At 44.5% G+C, this 17166-nt stretch carries 14 protein-coding genes; 12 read left to right on the top strand and 2 right to left on the bottom strand.

Annotated elements, in window-relative coordinates:
• Positions 1 to 58 precede the first annotated feature (58 nt).
• Genes K1I43_RS03010 through K1I43_RS02980 form a run of 7 tightly spaced genes read left to right on the top strand, consistent with a single transcriptional unit; the run spans position 59 to position 7698 of the window.
• Complete coding sequence (locus K1I43_RS03010) at positions 59 to 1528, top strand: phytoene desaturase family protein (protein WP_238148434.1); 1470 nt, start codon at positions 59 to 61, stop codon at positions 1526 to 1528.
• Complete coding sequence (locus tag K1I43_RS03005; protein ID WP_019417923.1) at positions 1528 to 2952, top strand: phytoene desaturase family protein; 1425 nt, start codon at positions 1528 to 1530, stop codon at positions 2950 to 2952. The genes K1I43_RS03010 and K1I43_RS03005 overlap by 1 nt, the downstream gene beginning before the upstream one ends.
• Complete coding sequence (locus tag K1I43_RS03000) at positions 2949 to 3800, top strand: phytoene/squalene synthase family protein (protein WP_019417922.1); 852 nt, start codon at positions 2949 to 2951, stop codon at positions 3798 to 3800. Before K1I43_RS03005 ends, K1I43_RS03000 begins: the two co-directional genes overlap by 4 nt.
• Positions 3784 to 4515, top strand: coding sequence for a carotenoid biosynthesis protein (locus K1I43_RS02995; protein ID WP_019417921.1), 732 nt, complete (start codon positions 3784 to 3786; stop codon positions 4513 to 4515). Before K1I43_RS03000 ends, K1I43_RS02995 begins: the two co-directional genes overlap by 17 nt.
• Positions 4512 to 5177 (top strand): lysophospholipid acyltransferase family protein, encoded by a 666-nt coding sequence (locus K1I43_RS02990; RefSeq protein ID WP_019417920.1) that lies wholly within the window; start codon positions 4512 to 4514, stop codon positions 5175 to 5177. Before K1I43_RS02995 ends, K1I43_RS02990 begins: the two co-directional genes overlap by 4 nt.
• Positions 5174 to 6256, top strand: coding sequence for a glycosyltransferase family 2 protein (locus K1I43_RS02985; RefSeq protein WP_019417919.1), 1083 nt, complete (start codon positions 5174 to 5176; stop codon positions 6254 to 6256). Before K1I43_RS02990 ends, K1I43_RS02985 begins: the two co-directional genes overlap by 4 nt.
• Positions 6232 to 7698 carry a phytoene desaturase family protein gene (locus K1I43_RS02980; protein ID WP_019417918.1) on the top strand — a complete coding sequence of 489 codons (1467 nt, stop codon included), beginning with the start codon at positions 6232 to 6234 and terminating at the stop codon, positions 7696 to 7698. The genes K1I43_RS02985 and K1I43_RS02980 overlap by 25 nt, the downstream gene beginning before the upstream one ends.
• Here K1I43_RS02980 and K1I43_RS02975 read toward each other — a convergent pair.
• The gene (locus tag K1I43_RS02975; RefSeq protein WP_083842730.1) at positions 7676 to 9019 is read right to left on the bottom strand and encodes an MATE family efflux transporter; all 1344 of its coding nucleotides are present in this window, start codon (positions 9017 to 9019) and stop codon (positions 7676 to 7678) included. The two genes, K1I43_RS02980 and K1I43_RS02975, sit on opposite strands and share 23 nt — an antisense overlap.
• 122 nt (positions 9020 to 9141) lie before the next feature.
• Between K1I43_RS02975 and K1I43_RS02970 the strand changes: the two genes are divergently transcribed.
• On the top strand, positions 9142 to 9990 hold the full coding sequence (locus K1I43_RS02970) for a helix-turn-helix domain-containing protein (protein WP_019417916.1): 849 nt from the start codon (positions 9142 to 9144) through the stop codon (positions 9988 to 9990).
• Here the strand turns inward: K1I43_RS02970 and K1I43_RS02965 are convergent.
• Positions 9974 to 11737 carry an alpha-glycosidase gene (locus tag K1I43_RS02965; RefSeq protein WP_019417915.1) on the bottom strand — a complete coding sequence of 588 codons (1764 nt, stop codon included), beginning with the start codon at positions 11735 to 11737 and terminating at the stop codon, positions 9974 to 9976. The genes K1I43_RS02970 and K1I43_RS02965 overlap by 17 nt on opposite strands.
• Before the next feature lie 273 nt (positions 11738 to 12010).
• Between K1I43_RS02965 and K1I43_RS02960 the strand changes: the two genes are divergently transcribed.
• The 4 genes from K1I43_RS02960 to K1I43_RS02945 all read left to right on the top strand — a co-directional run bounded on the left by K1I43_RS02960 (position 12011) and on the right by K1I43_RS02945 (position 17154).
• Positions 12011 to 13303, top strand: a complete 1293-nt coding sequence (locus K1I43_RS02960; RefSeq protein WP_026011731.1) for an extracellular solute-binding protein — start codon at positions 12011 to 12013, stop codon at positions 13301 to 13303.
• Positions 13304 to 13414: 111 nt separating this feature from the next.
• Positions 13415 to 14698, top strand: a complete 1284-nt coding sequence (locus tag K1I43_RS02955) for a carbohydrate ABC transporter permease (RefSeq protein ID WP_026011730.1) — start codon at positions 13415 to 13417, stop codon at positions 14696 to 14698.
• Between the two features lies 1 nt (position 14699).
• Positions 14700 to 15542 (top strand): sugar ABC transporter permease, encoded by an 843-nt coding sequence (locus tag K1I43_RS02950; protein WP_019417913.1) that lies wholly within the window; start codon positions 14700 to 14702, stop codon positions 15540 to 15542.
• 97 nt (positions 15543 to 15639) lie between these two features.
• Complete coding sequence (locus tag K1I43_RS02945; protein WP_019417912.1) at positions 15640 to 17154, top strand: alpha-amylase family glycosyl hydrolase; 1515 nt, start codon at positions 15640 to 15642, stop codon at positions 17152 to 17154.
• Positions 17155 to 17166 lie beyond the last annotated feature (12 nt).

Genomic DNA, 17166 nt, shown 5'->3' with positions numbered 1-17166 from the left:
GGATAGTGTGAAAAAAATTGTTGTCGTCGGAGCGGGACCAGGTGGGCTTGCTGCCGCGATGTTGCTTGCTGCGAAAGGATATGATGTGTCTGTATTTGAGAAAAAACCGTACGTAGGAGGACGAAATGGACGATTTGAGCTCGGTGAATACCGTTTTGATATCGGTCCGACGTTTTTAAGCATGCCTCATATCATTGAAGAGTTATTTGCAGCAGCAGGAAGAAACATACACGACTATGTCCAACTTGTCGAATTAGATCCGATGTATGAACTCGTTTTTCGTGATGTCAAGTTAGCGATGACGATGAATCGGAAAAAAATGAAAGAACAAATCGCTGCGCTATTTCCTGGGAACGAAGACGGTTATGAGCGGTTTATCAATGAAAATGAGCGGAAGTTGCAGGCGCTCGCGCCGATTTTGCAAAGTAAAATGGATCGATTGTACCACTATTTGCGTCCGGCCGTGTTAAAAGCGTTGCCGCAGTTGACGTTGTCACAATCGCTATACGATGTATTAAGCCGATATTTTGATGATGAGCGCCTTCGGTTAGCGTTTACGTTTCAAGCGAAATATTTAGGGATGTCCCCATGGGAATGTCCCGGTGCGTTTTCCATTTTATCTTACATGGAGCATGCGTACGGCATTTATCACGTCATCGGCGGGTTAAATGAAATTCCAAAAGCGATGGCGCGCATCGTTGAAGAATATGGAGGGCGCGTGCATGTGAGCGCAGGGGTGCGAAAGCTTTGGCTTGACGGAACGGCTGTGAAAGGGGTCATATTAGAAAACGGTGAAAAAGTAATGGCGGATGAAGTCATTATAAATGCTGATTTTGCCCATGCGATGACGAACCTCGTCGATGACGGTGTATTAAAAAAATATCGCAAAGAAAAGTTGCAAAAAAAGAAATATTCATGTTCGACATTTATGATGTACGTCGGGATAAACAAGCCGGTTGATCTTGCTCATCATACGATTATATTTGCGGACGATTACAAGCGAAACGTCGATGAAATTACGAAAGAAAAAACGATTCCACACGATCCGTCCATTTACGTGCAACATGCTGCCGCAACGGATGCGACGGTCGCTCCGAAAGGAAAAAGTGCGCTTTACATTTTAGCGCCTGTGCCGAACAATACGAGCGGTATTGATTGGGAAAAAGAGAAAGAGCCGTTTCGTCGAAAACTATGGGATACGCTATGTAAAAAATTAGGGTGGAAACAGATGGAGCGACATATTGAATGCGAAAAAATCATTACACCGCATGATTGGGAGCATGATGTATTCGTTTATGAAGGAGCGACGTTTAATTTAGGCCATCAGTTGTCGCAAATGATGGTGTTTCGTCCACATAACGAATTTGAAGAACTAAATCACTGTTGGCTCGTCGGTGGCGGGACGCATCCGGGAAGCGGTTTGCCGACTATTTTTGAATCAGCCCGTATTACAGCAAACGGCATACTACAAGCACATCGTCAACCGCTTATTCCAGTTGGCGACTTGCCGAAGCGGAGGGAAGCATAATGAACATTGCAGTCGTCGGCGGAGGCATTGGCGGCATGATGACGGCGCTATCGCTTGCAAAGCGCGGGGCACATGTGACAGTTTTTGAGAAAAATGATCGGCTTGGCGGGCGGCTTTCGTTTATTGAGCGAGACGAGTTCCGCATTGACGCCGGTCCAACGATCGTATTGTTGCCAGAAAAATTGCGTGCCTTTCTTTCCGACGTTGGCGTAACGGAAGATGAATACGAGCTTGTTCGGTGCGATCCGATGTATACAATTCATTTTGCAGACGGTATATCGTACACAAAGTATGCGGATGAGGACAGACAAAGAGAAGAAATTGCTCGTCTGTTTCCAGGGGAAGAAAAAGGATTTCAACGTTTTATGAATGAGATGAAGGAAAATTTTAAAAAGGGCGATGAGCTCATTTTAAAAAAAACATTCTTAAAGAAACGAACGTTTTTCACGAAAGAAACGATGGCGCTTTTTTCACGTATGCGCGCCTATCAATCTGTGAAAACGAGCATGAGCCGTTATTTTCACGATGAACGGTTGCAGCTTGCTTATTCGTTACAGACGTTATATATCGGCGGCAATCCGTATACGACGCCATCTCTTTATTCGCTCGTTTCGTTTAGCGAGCATGCACACGGGGTGTATTACGTGAAAGGTGGATATGCTAGTCTCGTTTCTTTGCTTGCAAGAAAGCTAGCAGAAGCAGGTGTAACGGTTCGATTGCAAACAGAAGTGGAACGGTACGAAGTGAACGGTTCAAAAATCGAAGCGCTTTATGTTCGAGGAGAAATGCACCGTTTCGATGCAGTTGTTATGAATACAGATGAACCGAGGATGACGAAAAAACGAACGTGGACCCCTTCATCGAGCTGCGTGCTACTTTATATCGGACTTGGGCGCACGTACGATGCACCGATTCATCAATTTTTTTTACCGCCGGATTTTCAACAACATATGGATGACGTCTTTGTTCGAAAAGTTGTCCCGAAAGATCCGTCATTTTATACGTTTTATCCGTCAGCGGTCGATCGTTCGTTAGCGCCTGACGGGAAAAGCGTGTTATATGTATTAATTCCTGTGCCGGCTGGGCGCCATATCGATTGGACAACACAACAACATTGGATTTCTCGCATCGTTGATGAAGTGGAGAAACGGGCGTTTCCGAACTTGAAGAAGGAAATGGAGTGGATGCATGTTCGTACGCCGCTTGATGCGCACAAAGAAGGATTGTATGATAGCGGGATGTTCGGGATCGCGCCGACATTATTTCAATCTGGTCCATTTCGTCCACAAGTAAAGTCGACACGTTACGAAAACGTGTATCGTGTTGGAGCATCTGTTCATCCGGGTGGAGGGGTTCCGATTGTCATGCAAGGGGCGAAATTATGTACGGAACAATTACTTCGTGATTGGAGTGAATACGAGTGAATGTAAAGCAAGCGTATGCACAATGTGAAGCGGTGACAGCATATCATTCGAAAACGTTTTATCGCGCGTTTTCCCTTCTTCCGTATGATGATCGTCAGGCCATTTGGGCGATTTATGCGTTTTGTCGCCGCGTGGACGACATCGTGGATGAAGGAGAACAACCAGATGAACAGTTGCAACAATTCGCAAAACAATGGGAAGCGTTTGTAGCGGGGCATACAGAGGATGATTTTATGTGGATCGCGCTTCGCGATGTCTTTTCGCGCTATGATATGGACGTTGAACCGTTTTGGCATATGATCGAAGGGCAAAAAATGGATTTAACCGTCCATCGTTATGATACGTTTCCACAGTTGCTTCGCTATTGTTATTGTGTGGCAAGTACCGTCGGGCTCATGTTATTACCGATTTTAGCCCCGCATCACCGCGAACAATTAAAAGAGAGCGCGATCGCGCTCGGGGAAGCGATGCAGTTGACGAACATTTTGCGCGATGTCGGCGAAGATATGATGCGCGGTCGCGTGTATTTGCCGCGCGAATGGATGAACATGTATGGAGTGAGTGAACAACAGATTGCTTTCGGTCAAGTGACGAGCTCATTTATTGATTTATGGGAGCATATCGCACAAGAGGCGGAAAATAGATATGCGGAGGCAGAAAAAATGTTTTCTCTTTATCCACTGTCTGCCCGTTTTGCCGTAAAAGGAGCAGCGCTTATGTATAAAAGCATTTTACATGCTGTTCGTGAACAACAATATGACGTATTTACGAAGCGAGCGTTCGTATCGGAAGAACGGAAAAAAGCGTTATTGCAACAAATGGGAGGCGAAAATGTTGAAGTCGGGTGATCGGTTATACCGCCTCTTTCTCATTTGGTATGCATGCGGGATTGTGCTCGTCGGTTTTCGTCTTCTTCCGCCGTGGTTAGAGTGGGCGAATGTTGTCTTTTTAATGCTTGCTGGGGGGATTGGCGCCTCTTTTTTAATCGAAACATACGGTCGACGCGGCGTCATCGCAACGGTTGCTATTTTCATCGGTACGATGGCGGTCGAATACGTCGGAGCAACGTATAATCTCATTTTCGGTTCATATGATTATACGAATCAATTTGGCATGACGGTGTTTGGGGTACCGATTGCGATCGGTTTTGCTTGGCTTGCGGTCATCGGTTGTACGCATGCGCTCGCATTCCGTTTCGTTTCAACAAAGCGCCCGCTATTTTCTGCTGTTGTCGGTGCAGTGTTGGCGGTCGTATTAGATTTAGCCATTGACCCAGTAGCATATGTGGCAAAACAGTATTGGATTTGGGAAGAAACGAGCATATATTACAACGTTCCACTCCAAAATTTTGTCGGCTGGTTTGTCGTCGCGTTCGTTATTCATTTTACGCTTTTTCTTTTTCCAGCGCGCAAAGCAAGTTCCGAACAGCGAGCCATTTCTCTTTTTTTCCTTCTTGAAGCGATGTTTTTATTTCTTGCGTTCATGGAACAGTTATATGCCGCTTTTGTCCTCGGACTATTGCTTACGTCGGTTATTTTTTGGAAATGGAGACGATCGACATGATTGAGGCGAAAAAAAGCCGCGCATTTGAATGGATGTTTTCGCTTTATAACACATGGTTGTTGCGCACGTCGTTTCATCGGTTGTATATACGTGGACATGTCGTCCGAACGCCTGCGCTATATGTGGCAAATCATAGTTCGTGGTGGGATGGACTGATCGCATTTCAATTAAGCCGTTTTGTTTTTCAACAAAATAGTTATGCGATGATGTCAGAAGAAGGATTAAAACAATATCCGTTTTTCCGTAAGCTCGGCGGATTTTCGGTGAATCGTGCGCAACGAAAAGATATCATGAATTCGCTTGACTATGCGGTTTCGTTATTGCGTGACGGGAAAAGCGTTTGGATGTTTCCACAAGGGGAAGAACAACATATTGAAAAGCGCCCGCTTCAATTTTTTACAGGCTCTGTATATGTAGCGGAACGGGCGAACGTGCCCATCGTGCCGCTTGCGTTTCACCATAGTTTTCGTCATCATCGCAAGCCGGAATGGTTTATTCATATTGGCGAACCGTTATATATTTGTGATATTTCAGGCAGCAACCGAAAAGAAAAAACGGCTGAACTTGAGCGTATGTGTACCGCACAGCTCGATGATGTTCGGAGGTTAGTGATCGCTGAACAAATTCAATCGTTTCGCCGTTGGGATGGAGGAAAGGGATGAGCGTCATTTTGGCATGTTTTTTCATTTGGACGGTTGTCAACTCTTTGTTTCTTGTTCCTCTTCCGAAATGTTCGGTGTTTACTGATCGTCCGCTTGTGAGCGTGCTCGTTCCGTTGCGCAATGAAGAAAGGAATGTCAAGCGTCTCGTTCGCTCGCTAAAACAGCTAACATATGAGCCGATCGAGTTTTTGCTTCTTGATGATCAATCAACGGATCGAACGTATGAGTTTTTGCTGCAAGAAACGAAAGGGGACGATCGTTTTACGCTTTTGCAAGGAAAGGCGCTTCCTGACGGATGGGCAGGAAAGGTGCATGCGTGTCATCAACTCGCTCAGCAAGCGAACGGAGCATATTTATTTTTTATTGATGCGGATGTTGAGTTAAAGCCAACGGTCATTGAAGCATTGTTGACGGTCGCAACGACATATCATGCAAAACTTGTCACTGGTTTTCCGTCGTTTCATCCAAAGTCGCTGCCGCTCGTTGGAAAATGGCTCGTTCCGTTGCAACATTTTTTTATTTTCTTTCATTTGCCGCTCGTTTTCGCCAACTATACGAACATGCGGGCAACAACGGCGGCGCATGGAGCTTGTTTATTTTTCGAGCGCACCGCTTATGAAGCGATCGGTGGCCATGCGTCCGTCAAGCAAGAGCTTGTTGAAGATGTGATGATTGCCCGAAAAATGAAAGAACATCGTTATCGCGTCATTTTGGCGAACGTGAGCACACATGTTGTTTGTTATATGTATGAAACGAATAAAGAAGTATGGGCAGGTTTTTTGAAAAATGTATATATCGGATTAAATCGTTCCCCGTTTTTTGTTTTGTTACTTACGATGTTTTACGGCATATGTTATGTCGCGCCGCTTATTTTCGCTCCGTTGTCGCTCATATATGGGGCAGCGTACGCCTTGCCGCTTGCGATCATCATTGCGCAAAAGGCGTATGTCGAGTGGAAGACGGAGCGCTCGATTTCGACATGTTATTGGATGCCGATCAGTGCCGCGGCGTTTATCGTATTAATGTATGCGTCGATGCGCGCAAAACGGTATGAATGGAAGGGGAGGACGTACACGTGAAAAAAGTAGTCATTATCGGCGGTGGGCTCGGTGGATTGTCTGCCGCGGTGACGCTTGCACAGCGAGGTGTTGATGTGCAGTTGTTTGAAAAAAATAGTCATTTCGGCGGAAAGTTAATGCCCGTTCAACTCGGCGATTATTATTTCGATTTTGGGCCGAATACGATTACGATGCCGTTTGTATTTCGCCATGTGATTGAGCAAACAGGGGCGCGTACAGAAGATTACATCACGTTTCGAAAATTGTCTGTGCATACGAAAAACGTATATGAAGACAAAACGACGTTTTTTCTTTCGAGCGATCGCGATTACATGAAAGAGCAGCTTGCGGCGATTGATCGCGTTGGGGCGTTGCGATACGACGATTTTTTGCGCGAAGTGGAACGGTTGTATCGGCTGGCGAAAACGTACTTTTTTCCGCGCATGTTTCGCTCTTTTGTTGATTATATGTCGCCGTCGCTTGCGTTTGCTTTATTGAATGCGCGCCCGTTTGAAACGTTACATCATTTTTTTCAACGTTATTTTACAAACGAACATGTCATTCAAGCGTACGACCGTTATGCAACGTACATTGGCTCATCCCCGTATATGGCGCCAGCGACGTTTGCCATGATCGCTTATTTAGAAATGGTCGATGGCGTATATTACGTAGAAGGGGGAAATGCTCGTATTGCCGATACGTTTGCGATGCTTGCAAAACGAGCGGGGGCAACGTTACATACAAACCGAGCGGTCAAGCGTGTCATTGTGCATAACGGAGCGGTGAAAGGAGTGGAGCTTGAAGACGGGGAAAAGGTAGAAGCGGATGTCGTGATTATGAATGCCGATTTGTTACAGGCGTATCGCGAGCTCGTTGATCCTCACGATCGCTCGTATGAACGAGCCGAGCCGTCCATTTCCGCCTTTGTCATGTTAGTTGGAACGAAAGAAAAATGGGATGATTTAGCTCATCACAACGTGTTTTTCTCCCCTAATTATAAACAAGAGTTTGAACATATACTTGCTGGACGGTATAGTGAACATCCGACGATATACGTTTGCGCGCCACCATTTACGAAAGAAGGGTCATCGTTGTTTGTGTTAGTGAATGCTCCGCCACTCACAAAAGATGGGCGTATGCAAGTCGATGAACAAGCATATAAGCAGCTTGTGTACGAACGGCTTCGCTCATACGGATTAAACGTTGTGCCAGACGTCGAACGCGTCATCACTCCGCTTCATATTGCTGAACAGTTTGGCGCATATCGCGGCGCATTGTATGGCGTGGCGTCGAATCGGCGGCGGGATACGTTTTTACGTCCGTCAAATGCATGTAAAGAAGTGAAAGGATTATATTTCGTTGGAGGGACGACCCACCCGGGAGGTGGATCGCCAATGGTTGTCATTAGTGGACAAAATGTCGCTTATTATTTGCTCGGTGTTAAGCTGTTGCTTCCTTTTTGACGAACGATTTTGTGCGCCATACATTTGATTTCCAGCGCCAATAGACGAGCAAGCCGCGCAGCCATTCGTCCGCCGTAAAGGCGAGCCAGATGCCAACTAAGCCGAGATTGAACGAAATGCCAAGAATATAGGCGAGCGGGACGCTGATCCCCCACATCGATGCGATACCGATGTAGACAGGAAATTTTACGTCGCCAGCCGCGCGTAAAGAGTTAATGATGACGAGATTAAACGAACGTCCGGGTTCGAGAAGCATCGTGAGTAAAATGAGCGTCCCGCCTGTTTCAATCATCCGATTGTTGCTTGTGAAAATGGAAAACAGTTGATCGGAAAAGACGGAAAACACGGCCGCAACGGTAAACGAAATGATGACGGCGAGCCGTAAACTTCGCAAGCAGCGGATATACGCCTCATGAAAGCGTTCCGCCCCAACGAGATGCCCGACGATAATTTGCGTCCCTTGCCCAATGGCAACGCTAAATAAAAAAATAAACATCATGATGTTTTGCGTATATACTCTTGTCGTTAACGCTTCTGTGCCAAGCATCGTAATGAAATAGGTGATGACAAGTTGTGATGTATTGTAAGCGACATGTTCGCCGGCAGATGGAATGCCGATTTTTAATAATTGTTTGACGTAAGAAAATGAAAGCGCCTCTTTCGATAAAAGCGGGAGCGGATGTCGGAGACGTTTCATCACGAGAAAAAATCCAACGACAAGCCCGATCATGCGGCTAATCGTCGTTGACCAAGCGACACCTTCGACACCTAATACAGGTAAGCCGAACGGCCCAAACAAAACGAAATAGTTTCCGATAATGTTTAATATATTGACCCCGATCGTAATGTTCATCATGTCGCGCGTAAACCCGTAGCTGCGCAATATCGCTCCGAGCGTCATAATGAGCGCTTGCACAAACGAAAAGCCGCCGACAATCCATAAATACGTGCGCGCATCTGCAATGAGTTCATTCGGGACGTTCATGAGTTGAAGAAGAGTGTCGCTTCCTGCCCAAAGGGCCACACTTAATACGATGCCAAATAACATATTTGCCCAAATGGAAACAGCTCCGATGTAGGAAGCTGTTTTTTCATCGTTTGCCCCCGCATATTGTGCAATTAAAATCGATGTTCCTGTTGCGATAAAGCCAAACATGACAACGACCATAAACAACAGTTGATTCGCTACACCGACCGCAGCCACCGCTTCATCTGCATATTGGCTAAGCATAAACGTATCGGCGTTGCCCGTTAACATATGAAGCGTCAATTCAATAAAAATCGGCCAAGTGAGCGCAAATAAAGAAAGCTTTTTTGCCAAAGAAGACAACTCCTTTACGATTTCCGACTTGCAAACTGTTTTCAGTGTAATGGATTGTTATAATGGAGAAAAGGGAAAAAGACGATTACTTTTGTACATTTCCGACTTAAAGGAGGGGTCTTATGTATATATCGTTTTCCGTTCCGCCGTTTCCTGTTTTTATTAAAGGGGGCGAGGCGATGTTTCGAAAAGGAATGAAACATTTTCGGCGCACGTTTTCTGTATTTGATTTTTTGTATGTGCAAAAAGGAACGTTATATATGACGGAACATGAAGAAACGTTCGTTGTTCGTGAAGGAGAATACGTGATTTTATGTCCGGGCTTTGAACATTACGGGCATGAGCCGTGCGATGAAGATACGCAGTTTATTTGGATTCATTTTTCAGTGCCGCAATACGATCGGGTTGAAAAACAGCCGTATGGCTGGGGTGATATTATTGAGAGAGAGGCTACATATGTCGATTATGCGCAATATCGTTTATGTATCCCGCAATATGGAAAGTTGAAACAATCGGGGATGGAGTCGATGCTCCAACACATTGTTCGTGAGCAACAAACGCCGGATCATGCGTTAACGCAACAGTTGTTATTCGCTCAATGGATCGTTCAACTGCAAAAACAAATGCTTCATATTCCGTCAGCTGCCGAGCATGTATGTGCAGCGGCGATGGAATATATTCATCGTCATTACGGAGAACCGTTTGACATGGAGCATCTCGCTTATGCGCTTCGTCTTCATCCAGACTACATTTCGCGTTGCATGCAAAAAACGATCGGCATGAGCGCGTTGCAATATGTGAACGATTATCGGCTAAAGATGGCGAAGAAAAAATTAGCCGCGACGAATGAGACGGTCGCGGCAATCGCAAAACAAGTCGGATTTGAAGACGGCGCGTATTTTTCGCGCGTATTTAAAAAAATGGAAGGAATGACACCAAGCGAATATCGTCGCTTTATTCAGCGGACGTAGCTTGTACGAGCAGCATTCGAAAGCCGTACGGTTCGATTGTCATCGTTCGCTCTGTTATTTGCTCGTTTGTCCAAAGGTTTGTCACCGTTTTGTCGCCAAGCGAAAACGGAACGGTCCATTCCAATGGGGCTTCTCCGTTGTTTAATACGCAAACGATCGTTTCGTCTTCATATGTTTTCACGTAAGCGATATGATTCGTTTCATCGTTTGCTTCTAACACATGAAATTCGCCAAAGCGCAAGGCACGATATTGTTTGCGCAGTGCAATAAGCGTTTGGACGTGTGCGAATAAATCGCGGTCTTGTTTTTCCTCTTCCCATACCATACATTTACGGCAAAGCGGATCTTGACCGCCAGTTAAGCCGATTTCGTCTCCGTAATATATGCATGGCGATCCGCTGAAAGAAAGTTGGAACGTAAACATAAGTTTCACTTTTTCTTTTTGTTCGCCGCATTGGGTGAGAATGCGCGGCGTGTCGTGGCTGCCGAGCAAATTAAAGGCGACTTCGTTTACGTTTTGCGGATAGTTATGCCATACGTGAATGATCGTGTTCGCAAATTCGCTGGCGCGCACATGTCCTTTCGCGAAATAGTTCAGCGCCCCGTTTGTAAAAGGATAGTTCATGACGGCATCAAACTGATCTCCGCGCAACCATGGCATCGCATCGTGCCAAATTTCACCGAGAATGTACACGTCCGGTTTGATCGCTTTCACCGCTTGGCGAAACTCGCGCCAAAATTGATGATCGACTTCGTTTGCTACGTCTAATCGCCATCCGTCGATGTCAAATTCGCGAATCCAATATGTTGCGACGTCTAATAAATATTGTTTCACTTCCGGGTTTTCTGTATTTAACTTCGGCATTTCTGGCACGAACGCAAACGTATCGTAATTTGGAATTGGTTTTGTTTGTAACGGAAACTGACGAATATGAAACCAATCTTTATAGCGCGATGTTTCCCCGTTTTTTAATACATCTTGAAACGGAGCGAAATAGTAGCCGCTATGATTAAATACCGCATCAAGCATGATGCGAATGCCTCTGTCATGGCATGCATCAACGAGCCGTTTAAACGTCTGTTTATCGCCAAATTGCGGATCAATTTCAAAATAGTCGATCGTATCGTATTTATGGTTCGACGGGGCTTTAAAAATAGGCGTAAAATAAATGCCGTTAATGCCGAGCTCGACAAGATAGTCTAGCCGTTTCATAATCCCTTCAAAATCGCCGCCAAAAAAGCTCGTTGTTGTCGGATCGACGCTTCCCCATGGGAGCGTATGAGGTGGATTTAATTTTGGATCGCCGTTGGCGAATCGTTCAGGGAAAATTTGATACCAGATTGTATCTTTCACCCAGCTAGGTGCGTCAAAAACGTCGATGCGATTTAAAAATGGAAAACAAAAGTAGTATGCGGTATCGTCTGTTGGCGCTTTTTCATAAAAGCCTTTTTCCGTATAGATGAGCACGTTTTCTTCATCGTGCAATTCAAATCCGTAGCGCAAGCGGCGATACGGTGGTTGCACAGCGATAAACCAATAATCAAATAGCGCGTCACAACCGCTTTTTTGCATCGGTTTTTTATCAAATTGCCACGCGCCATCTTCCCATACGTATGGGTCACCGAAAAGAAGAAAGACAGCATCGACATCATCTTTTTTTGTCCGTAAACGAATATGTAACGTTCGCTCATCGTATGCATAAGCAAACGCATCTTTTGGACGGTGGTAAATCGCTTCTTTTAACATGTTTCAATCACTCCTCTCCATTTAGCGCGCAATCGATTGCGCTTTTGTCACATAGTTGGACATGTTTTCTGTCTTCGTTTAAGGAAGCGGATACAATGCTTATGTTAAGCGTAAAATGAAAGAGATAAAAAAGTCAACATTCATTCAAAAAAAGATGAAAAAAATAGTTGTCAAAGCGGAAAATGTTTGTATAATAAAGATAAAGGTTGTGCAATCGTTTTCGCAAAAATGAAAGCGTTTGTACGTATTGCTTAAAACACAGGAGGGGTCGAAATGAAAAAGACGGTATCCATTTTTTCATCGCTTGCGTTGCTTGCAGGTGTGATGGCAGGTTGTGGTCCACAAGATGAGGCAAAGCCAAAAGAAAACGAAAATGAAGGAAAAACAGAAGTAACGGAAGACGGCATGCCGCCGAAACCAGAAAAGCTTGTCGTTTGGGAAGACGTGAAGCGCGGTGTAGCGTTAGAACCAGCGATTAAAGCGTTTGAAGAAAAATACGGCATTAAAGTGGAGTACAAAGAAGTTGAAATGGCAACAAAACAACGCGATCAACTTCGCCTAGATGGTCCGGCTGGCACAGGTCCTGACGTCATTACTGTTCCGCACGACCAAATCGGTCAGCTCGTAACAGAAGGATTAATTCGTGAAATTAACGTCGATCAAGCGGTATTAGATACGTTTACAGAATCTTCGATTGCGGCGCAAATGTATGATGGAAAGTTATACGGACTTCCAAAAGCAGTAGAAACTCCTGTATTCATTTATAACAAAAAATTAATGGACAAAGCGCCTGAAACGATGGACGAATTGTATCAGTTCTCAAAAGAGTTTACAAAAGGCGATCAATACGGTTTCTTAGCGCTTTGGGATAACTTCTATTTCGCACATGGCGTTATCGCTGGGATGGGCGGCTACGTATTTAAAAACAATAACGGTGCGTTAGATCGCAACGATATTGGCTTAAATAACGAAGGAGCAGTGAAAGGAACAGAGTATATTCAAAAATGGTATAAAGAGTTGTTCCCGAAAGGTATTATCGGTGAAAACGGTGGTTCAGCGATGGACGGCTTATTTAACGAAGGAAAAGCAGCGTCTGTCATGAACGGTCCGTGGGCGTTCCAAGGTATGCGTGATGCAGGTATTGATATCGGTGTAGCGCCAATGCCAAAATTGCCAAACGGTGAGCCTGTAAAAACGTTTATGGGTGTAAAAGGTTGGCACGTATCTGCATTCTCGAAACATCCTGAGTGGGCGACAAAACTGATTGAATTTATTACAAATGAAGAAAATGCGAAAAAACGCTTTGAGTTAACGCGCGAAATTCCGCCAGTGAAGTCGCTCATTAATGATCCGATAATCGCAGAAGATGAAGGAGCAAAAGCCGTTGCGATCCAATCTCAATATGCGATTCCGATGCCAAACATTCCTGAAATGGCAGAAGTATGGGGACCAATGGCGACAGCGCTTCAACTTGTCGCAAACCAAAAAGCAGAGCCAAAACAAGCGCTTGATGAAGCTGTAAAAACAATTAAAACGAACATTGAAACAAACCATCCAAGCAAGTAAGTAACGAGCGGTACCTCTCTTGTAGAGGTACTGCTTCAACTTTCTTTTTTTTGTTTACTTATTCACATTCAAGTGCGCTCCTCGCAATTGTTTAGAAAGGAGACAAAATCAATGGAAACACCAATGTATCAATCCAATCATCGGAAAATTGCCCTCGGTTTATCGCTCATTCCGGGATTTGGCCAACTATATAATCGCCAATACGTCAAAGGCGTTTCGTTTTTCATTTTAGCTGCTTCGTTTTTCATCGTTTTTAAAGATTTATTAAATATGGGATGGTGGGGGATCTTTACGCTCGGTGAAGTCATCGGACGTGACCATTCCATTTTCTTGCTTGTCGAAGGGATTTTAGCCGTTATTATTTCCGTGTTTGGTCTCGGTTTTTATGCGTTTAACTTGCGCGACGCTTATAAAAATGGGCAAAAGCGGGATTTAGGGTTGAAAATTAGCTCGTTGCGCGAGCAATATCGTGCGCTCGTCGACAACGGCTTTCCATATTTAATGATTTCACCAGGTTTTATTTTGCTTGTATTCGTCGTCATTTTCCCGATTATTTTCGTTGTCTTATTGGCGTTTACAAACTATGACTTATATCATTCTCCGCCAGCTAAACTTGTTGACTGGGTTGGGTTTCAAAACTTCATTGATTTAGTGAAGCTCGATCTTTGGCGAAAAACGTTTATTAACGTCCTTGCTTGGACGATCGTTTGGACGTTCGGGGCAACGACGTTACAAATTGCGCTCGGTATTTTCTTAGCGATTATTGTGAACCAAAAAGATTTAAAAGGAAAAGCGATCATTCGGACGATTTTCATTTTACCTTGGGCCGTTCCTGCGTTCGTGACGATTCTCGTCTTTTCCGGCATGTTTAACGAATCGTTCGGGGTCATTAATAAAACGATTTTAGCATCATTAGGCATCGGACCGATCGAGTGGATGACCGATCCATTTTGGACGAAAGTTGCCCTTATTTTGATTCAAACGTGGCTTGGTTTCCCGTTCATCTTTGCGATGACAACGGGGGTATTGCAGGCAATTCCGAACGAATTGTACGAGGCAGCGACAGTCGATGGCGCTTCAAGTTGGCAAAAGTTTACGAAAATTACTCTTCCGCTTGTGTTGTATGCCACAGCGCCGATTTTAATTACGCAATATACGTTTAACTTCAACAACTTTAACATCATTTACTTATTTAATGGTGGCGGCCCTGCGGTATCCGGGCAAAATGCCGGTGCGACAGACATTTTAATTTCATGGATTTATCGTTTAACGATGACATCTGCGCAATATTCGAAAGCAGCGGCGATTACGTTATTGCTTTCGCTCGTTGTCGTATCTGTTGCATTATGGCAGTTTAGAAGAACAAAATCATTTAAAGAAGAGGATATGATGTAATATGGATATGAAAAGACAAAAACTCATTCGGCTCACGTTGTCGTATGCGGTCATTTTGGTGATGACGATCATTATCGTCTATCCGCTTCTTTGGGTCGTTGGCTCGTCGTTTAACCCGGGGCAAAGTTTGTCCGGTTCGAAAATGATTCCAGACAACGCCACGCTTGCCCATTACAAAAAATTGTTTGATACGTCGCAAAGCGACTATTTGACTTGGTATTGGAACTCGTTAAAAATTTCAACGTTGACGATGATTTTTTCGGTCATTTTAGTTAGTTTAACGGCGTATTCATTTTCGCGTTATCGCTTTGTCGGGCGCCAAAACGGGCTCATGACGTTTTTAATTTTGCAGATGATTCCAAACTTTGCGGCGCTCATTGCGATTTTCATTTTAGCGCTTTTAACGGGATTAGTTGATACGCATTTAGGGTTAATTCTCGTATACGTCGGCGGTGCCATTCCGATGAATACGTGGCTCATGAAAGGATATTTAGATACGATTCCGAAAGAGCTTGATGAATCGGCGAAAATTGACGGAGCAGGGCACTTGCGCATTTTCTTCCAAATCGTTTTACCGCTTGCGAAGCCAATTATTGCGGTCGTGGCGCTCTTTACGTTTATTGCACCGTTTGGTGACTTCATTTTAGCGAGCGTTTTGCTGCGCAGCAAAGAAAAATATACGCTAGCGGTCGGATTGTACGATTTAGTGGCGAAGCAGTTCGGTAGCGAATTTACAACGTTTGCGGCAGGTTCGGTATTAATTGCTGTGCCGATCGCTATTCTCTTCCTTTCATTCCAAAAGTATTTCGTTTCTGGTTTAACGGCAGGTGGAACAAAAGGATGAGAAACGAAAGGAAAGAATCGTTTTGGTTCTTTCCTTTCTTACTATTTAGAGATATATTAACATAAGAAGCTTTGGAATGAATGGGGAGTGAAATGAAATGAAACGTGTATTTCGTGCGCTACTTATTTTTGTTTTGTTGTTGTCCGTGACGACGCCAGCGAGTGCGAAAACGGAGCGAGCGTGGCAAGATGAGCGCATTTATTTTATTATGGTCGACCGTTTTAATAACGGGAATCCGAAAAACGATTACGATGTCAATGTGCATGATCCGAAAGCATACCATGGCGGTGATTTACAAGGGATTATTGACAAGCTCGACTACATAAAGGAAATGGGCTTTACAGCCATTTGGCTGACGCCGATTTTTGCGAATGAAAAGGGCGGGTATCACGGCTATTGGATTGAAGACTTTTATAAAGTAGAAGAGCATTTTGGAACGCTTGATGACTTCAAACGGCTTGTGAAAGAAGCGCATAAACGCGATATGAAAGTTATTTTAGATTTCGTTGTCAATCATACGGGCTACAATCATCCGTGGTTAAATGATCCAGCGAAAAAAGATTGGTTTCATGAGAAAAAAGACATTTTTAATTGGGCGAACCAACAAGAAGTAGAAAACGGTTGGTTGTTTGGCCTCCCGGATTTAGCCCAAGAAAATCCGGAAGTGAAAGCGTATTTATTCGCTGTCGCGAAATGGTGGATAAAAGAAACAGACGTTGACGGATATCGTTTAGATACGGTGAAACATGTGCCAAAATCGTTTTGGGACGAGTTTTCAAAAGAAGTGAAGTCGGTGAAACAAGACTTTTTCCTTCTTGGAGAAGTATGGCATGACGACCCACGTTATGTCGCGGAATATGGGAAGCACGGCATCGATGCGCTAATTGATTTTCCGTTTTACAAAGAAGCGTCAACCATTTTTTCAAACGTCGATCAATCGCTTGAGCCGCTTTACAACGTATGGAAGCGAAACGTGGCGTTTTATGACCGACCGTATTTGCTCGGAACGTTTTTAGACAATCACGATACCGTTCGGTTTACGCGTTTAGCGTTGCAAAATCGCATCAATCCGGTGACGCGTTTAAAGCTCGGATTGACGTATTTGTTTGCAGCGCCGGGCATTCCAATCATGTACTATGGAACAGAAATTGCGCTTGACGGTGGGGAAGATCCAGATAACCGTCGTTTAATGAATTTCCGTACCGATAAAGAGTTGATTGATTATGTGACAAAGCTCGGAGAATTGCGCGAGACACTTCCGTCGCTTCGTCGCGGTGATTTTGAATTGCTTTATGAAAAAGATGGCATGGCTCTATTTAAGCGGACGTATGGAAAGGAAACGACGGTAATTGCGATCAATAATACGTCAAAAACGCAAAAAGTGACGCTCGACGATGAGCTAGAACAAGGAAAAGAATTGCGCGGGTTGCTGGCGGGAGATTTAGTGCGCAGCAAAGACGGCAAGTACGACATCATTTTAGATCGCGAAACGGCGGAAATTTACGTGCTTGCGCCAAAAACGGGATTAAACATTCCGTTTATTGCGGCGCTTCTTGCGGTATATACGGCATTTGGTCTGTTTTTATACTTCGCGCGCAAACGAAAAGCATAATGATGATGGGGG

It is taken from the genome of Anoxybacillus sp. ST70 (assembly GCF_019553625.1).
GTDB classification, from domain to species: Bacteria; Bacillota; Bacilli; order Bacillales; family Anoxybacillaceae; genus Anoxybacillus; species Anoxybacillus gonensis.
The sequence above is the reverse complement of the archived record's forward strand: the minus strand, read 5'-3'. Positions and strand labels throughout refer to the sequence as shown.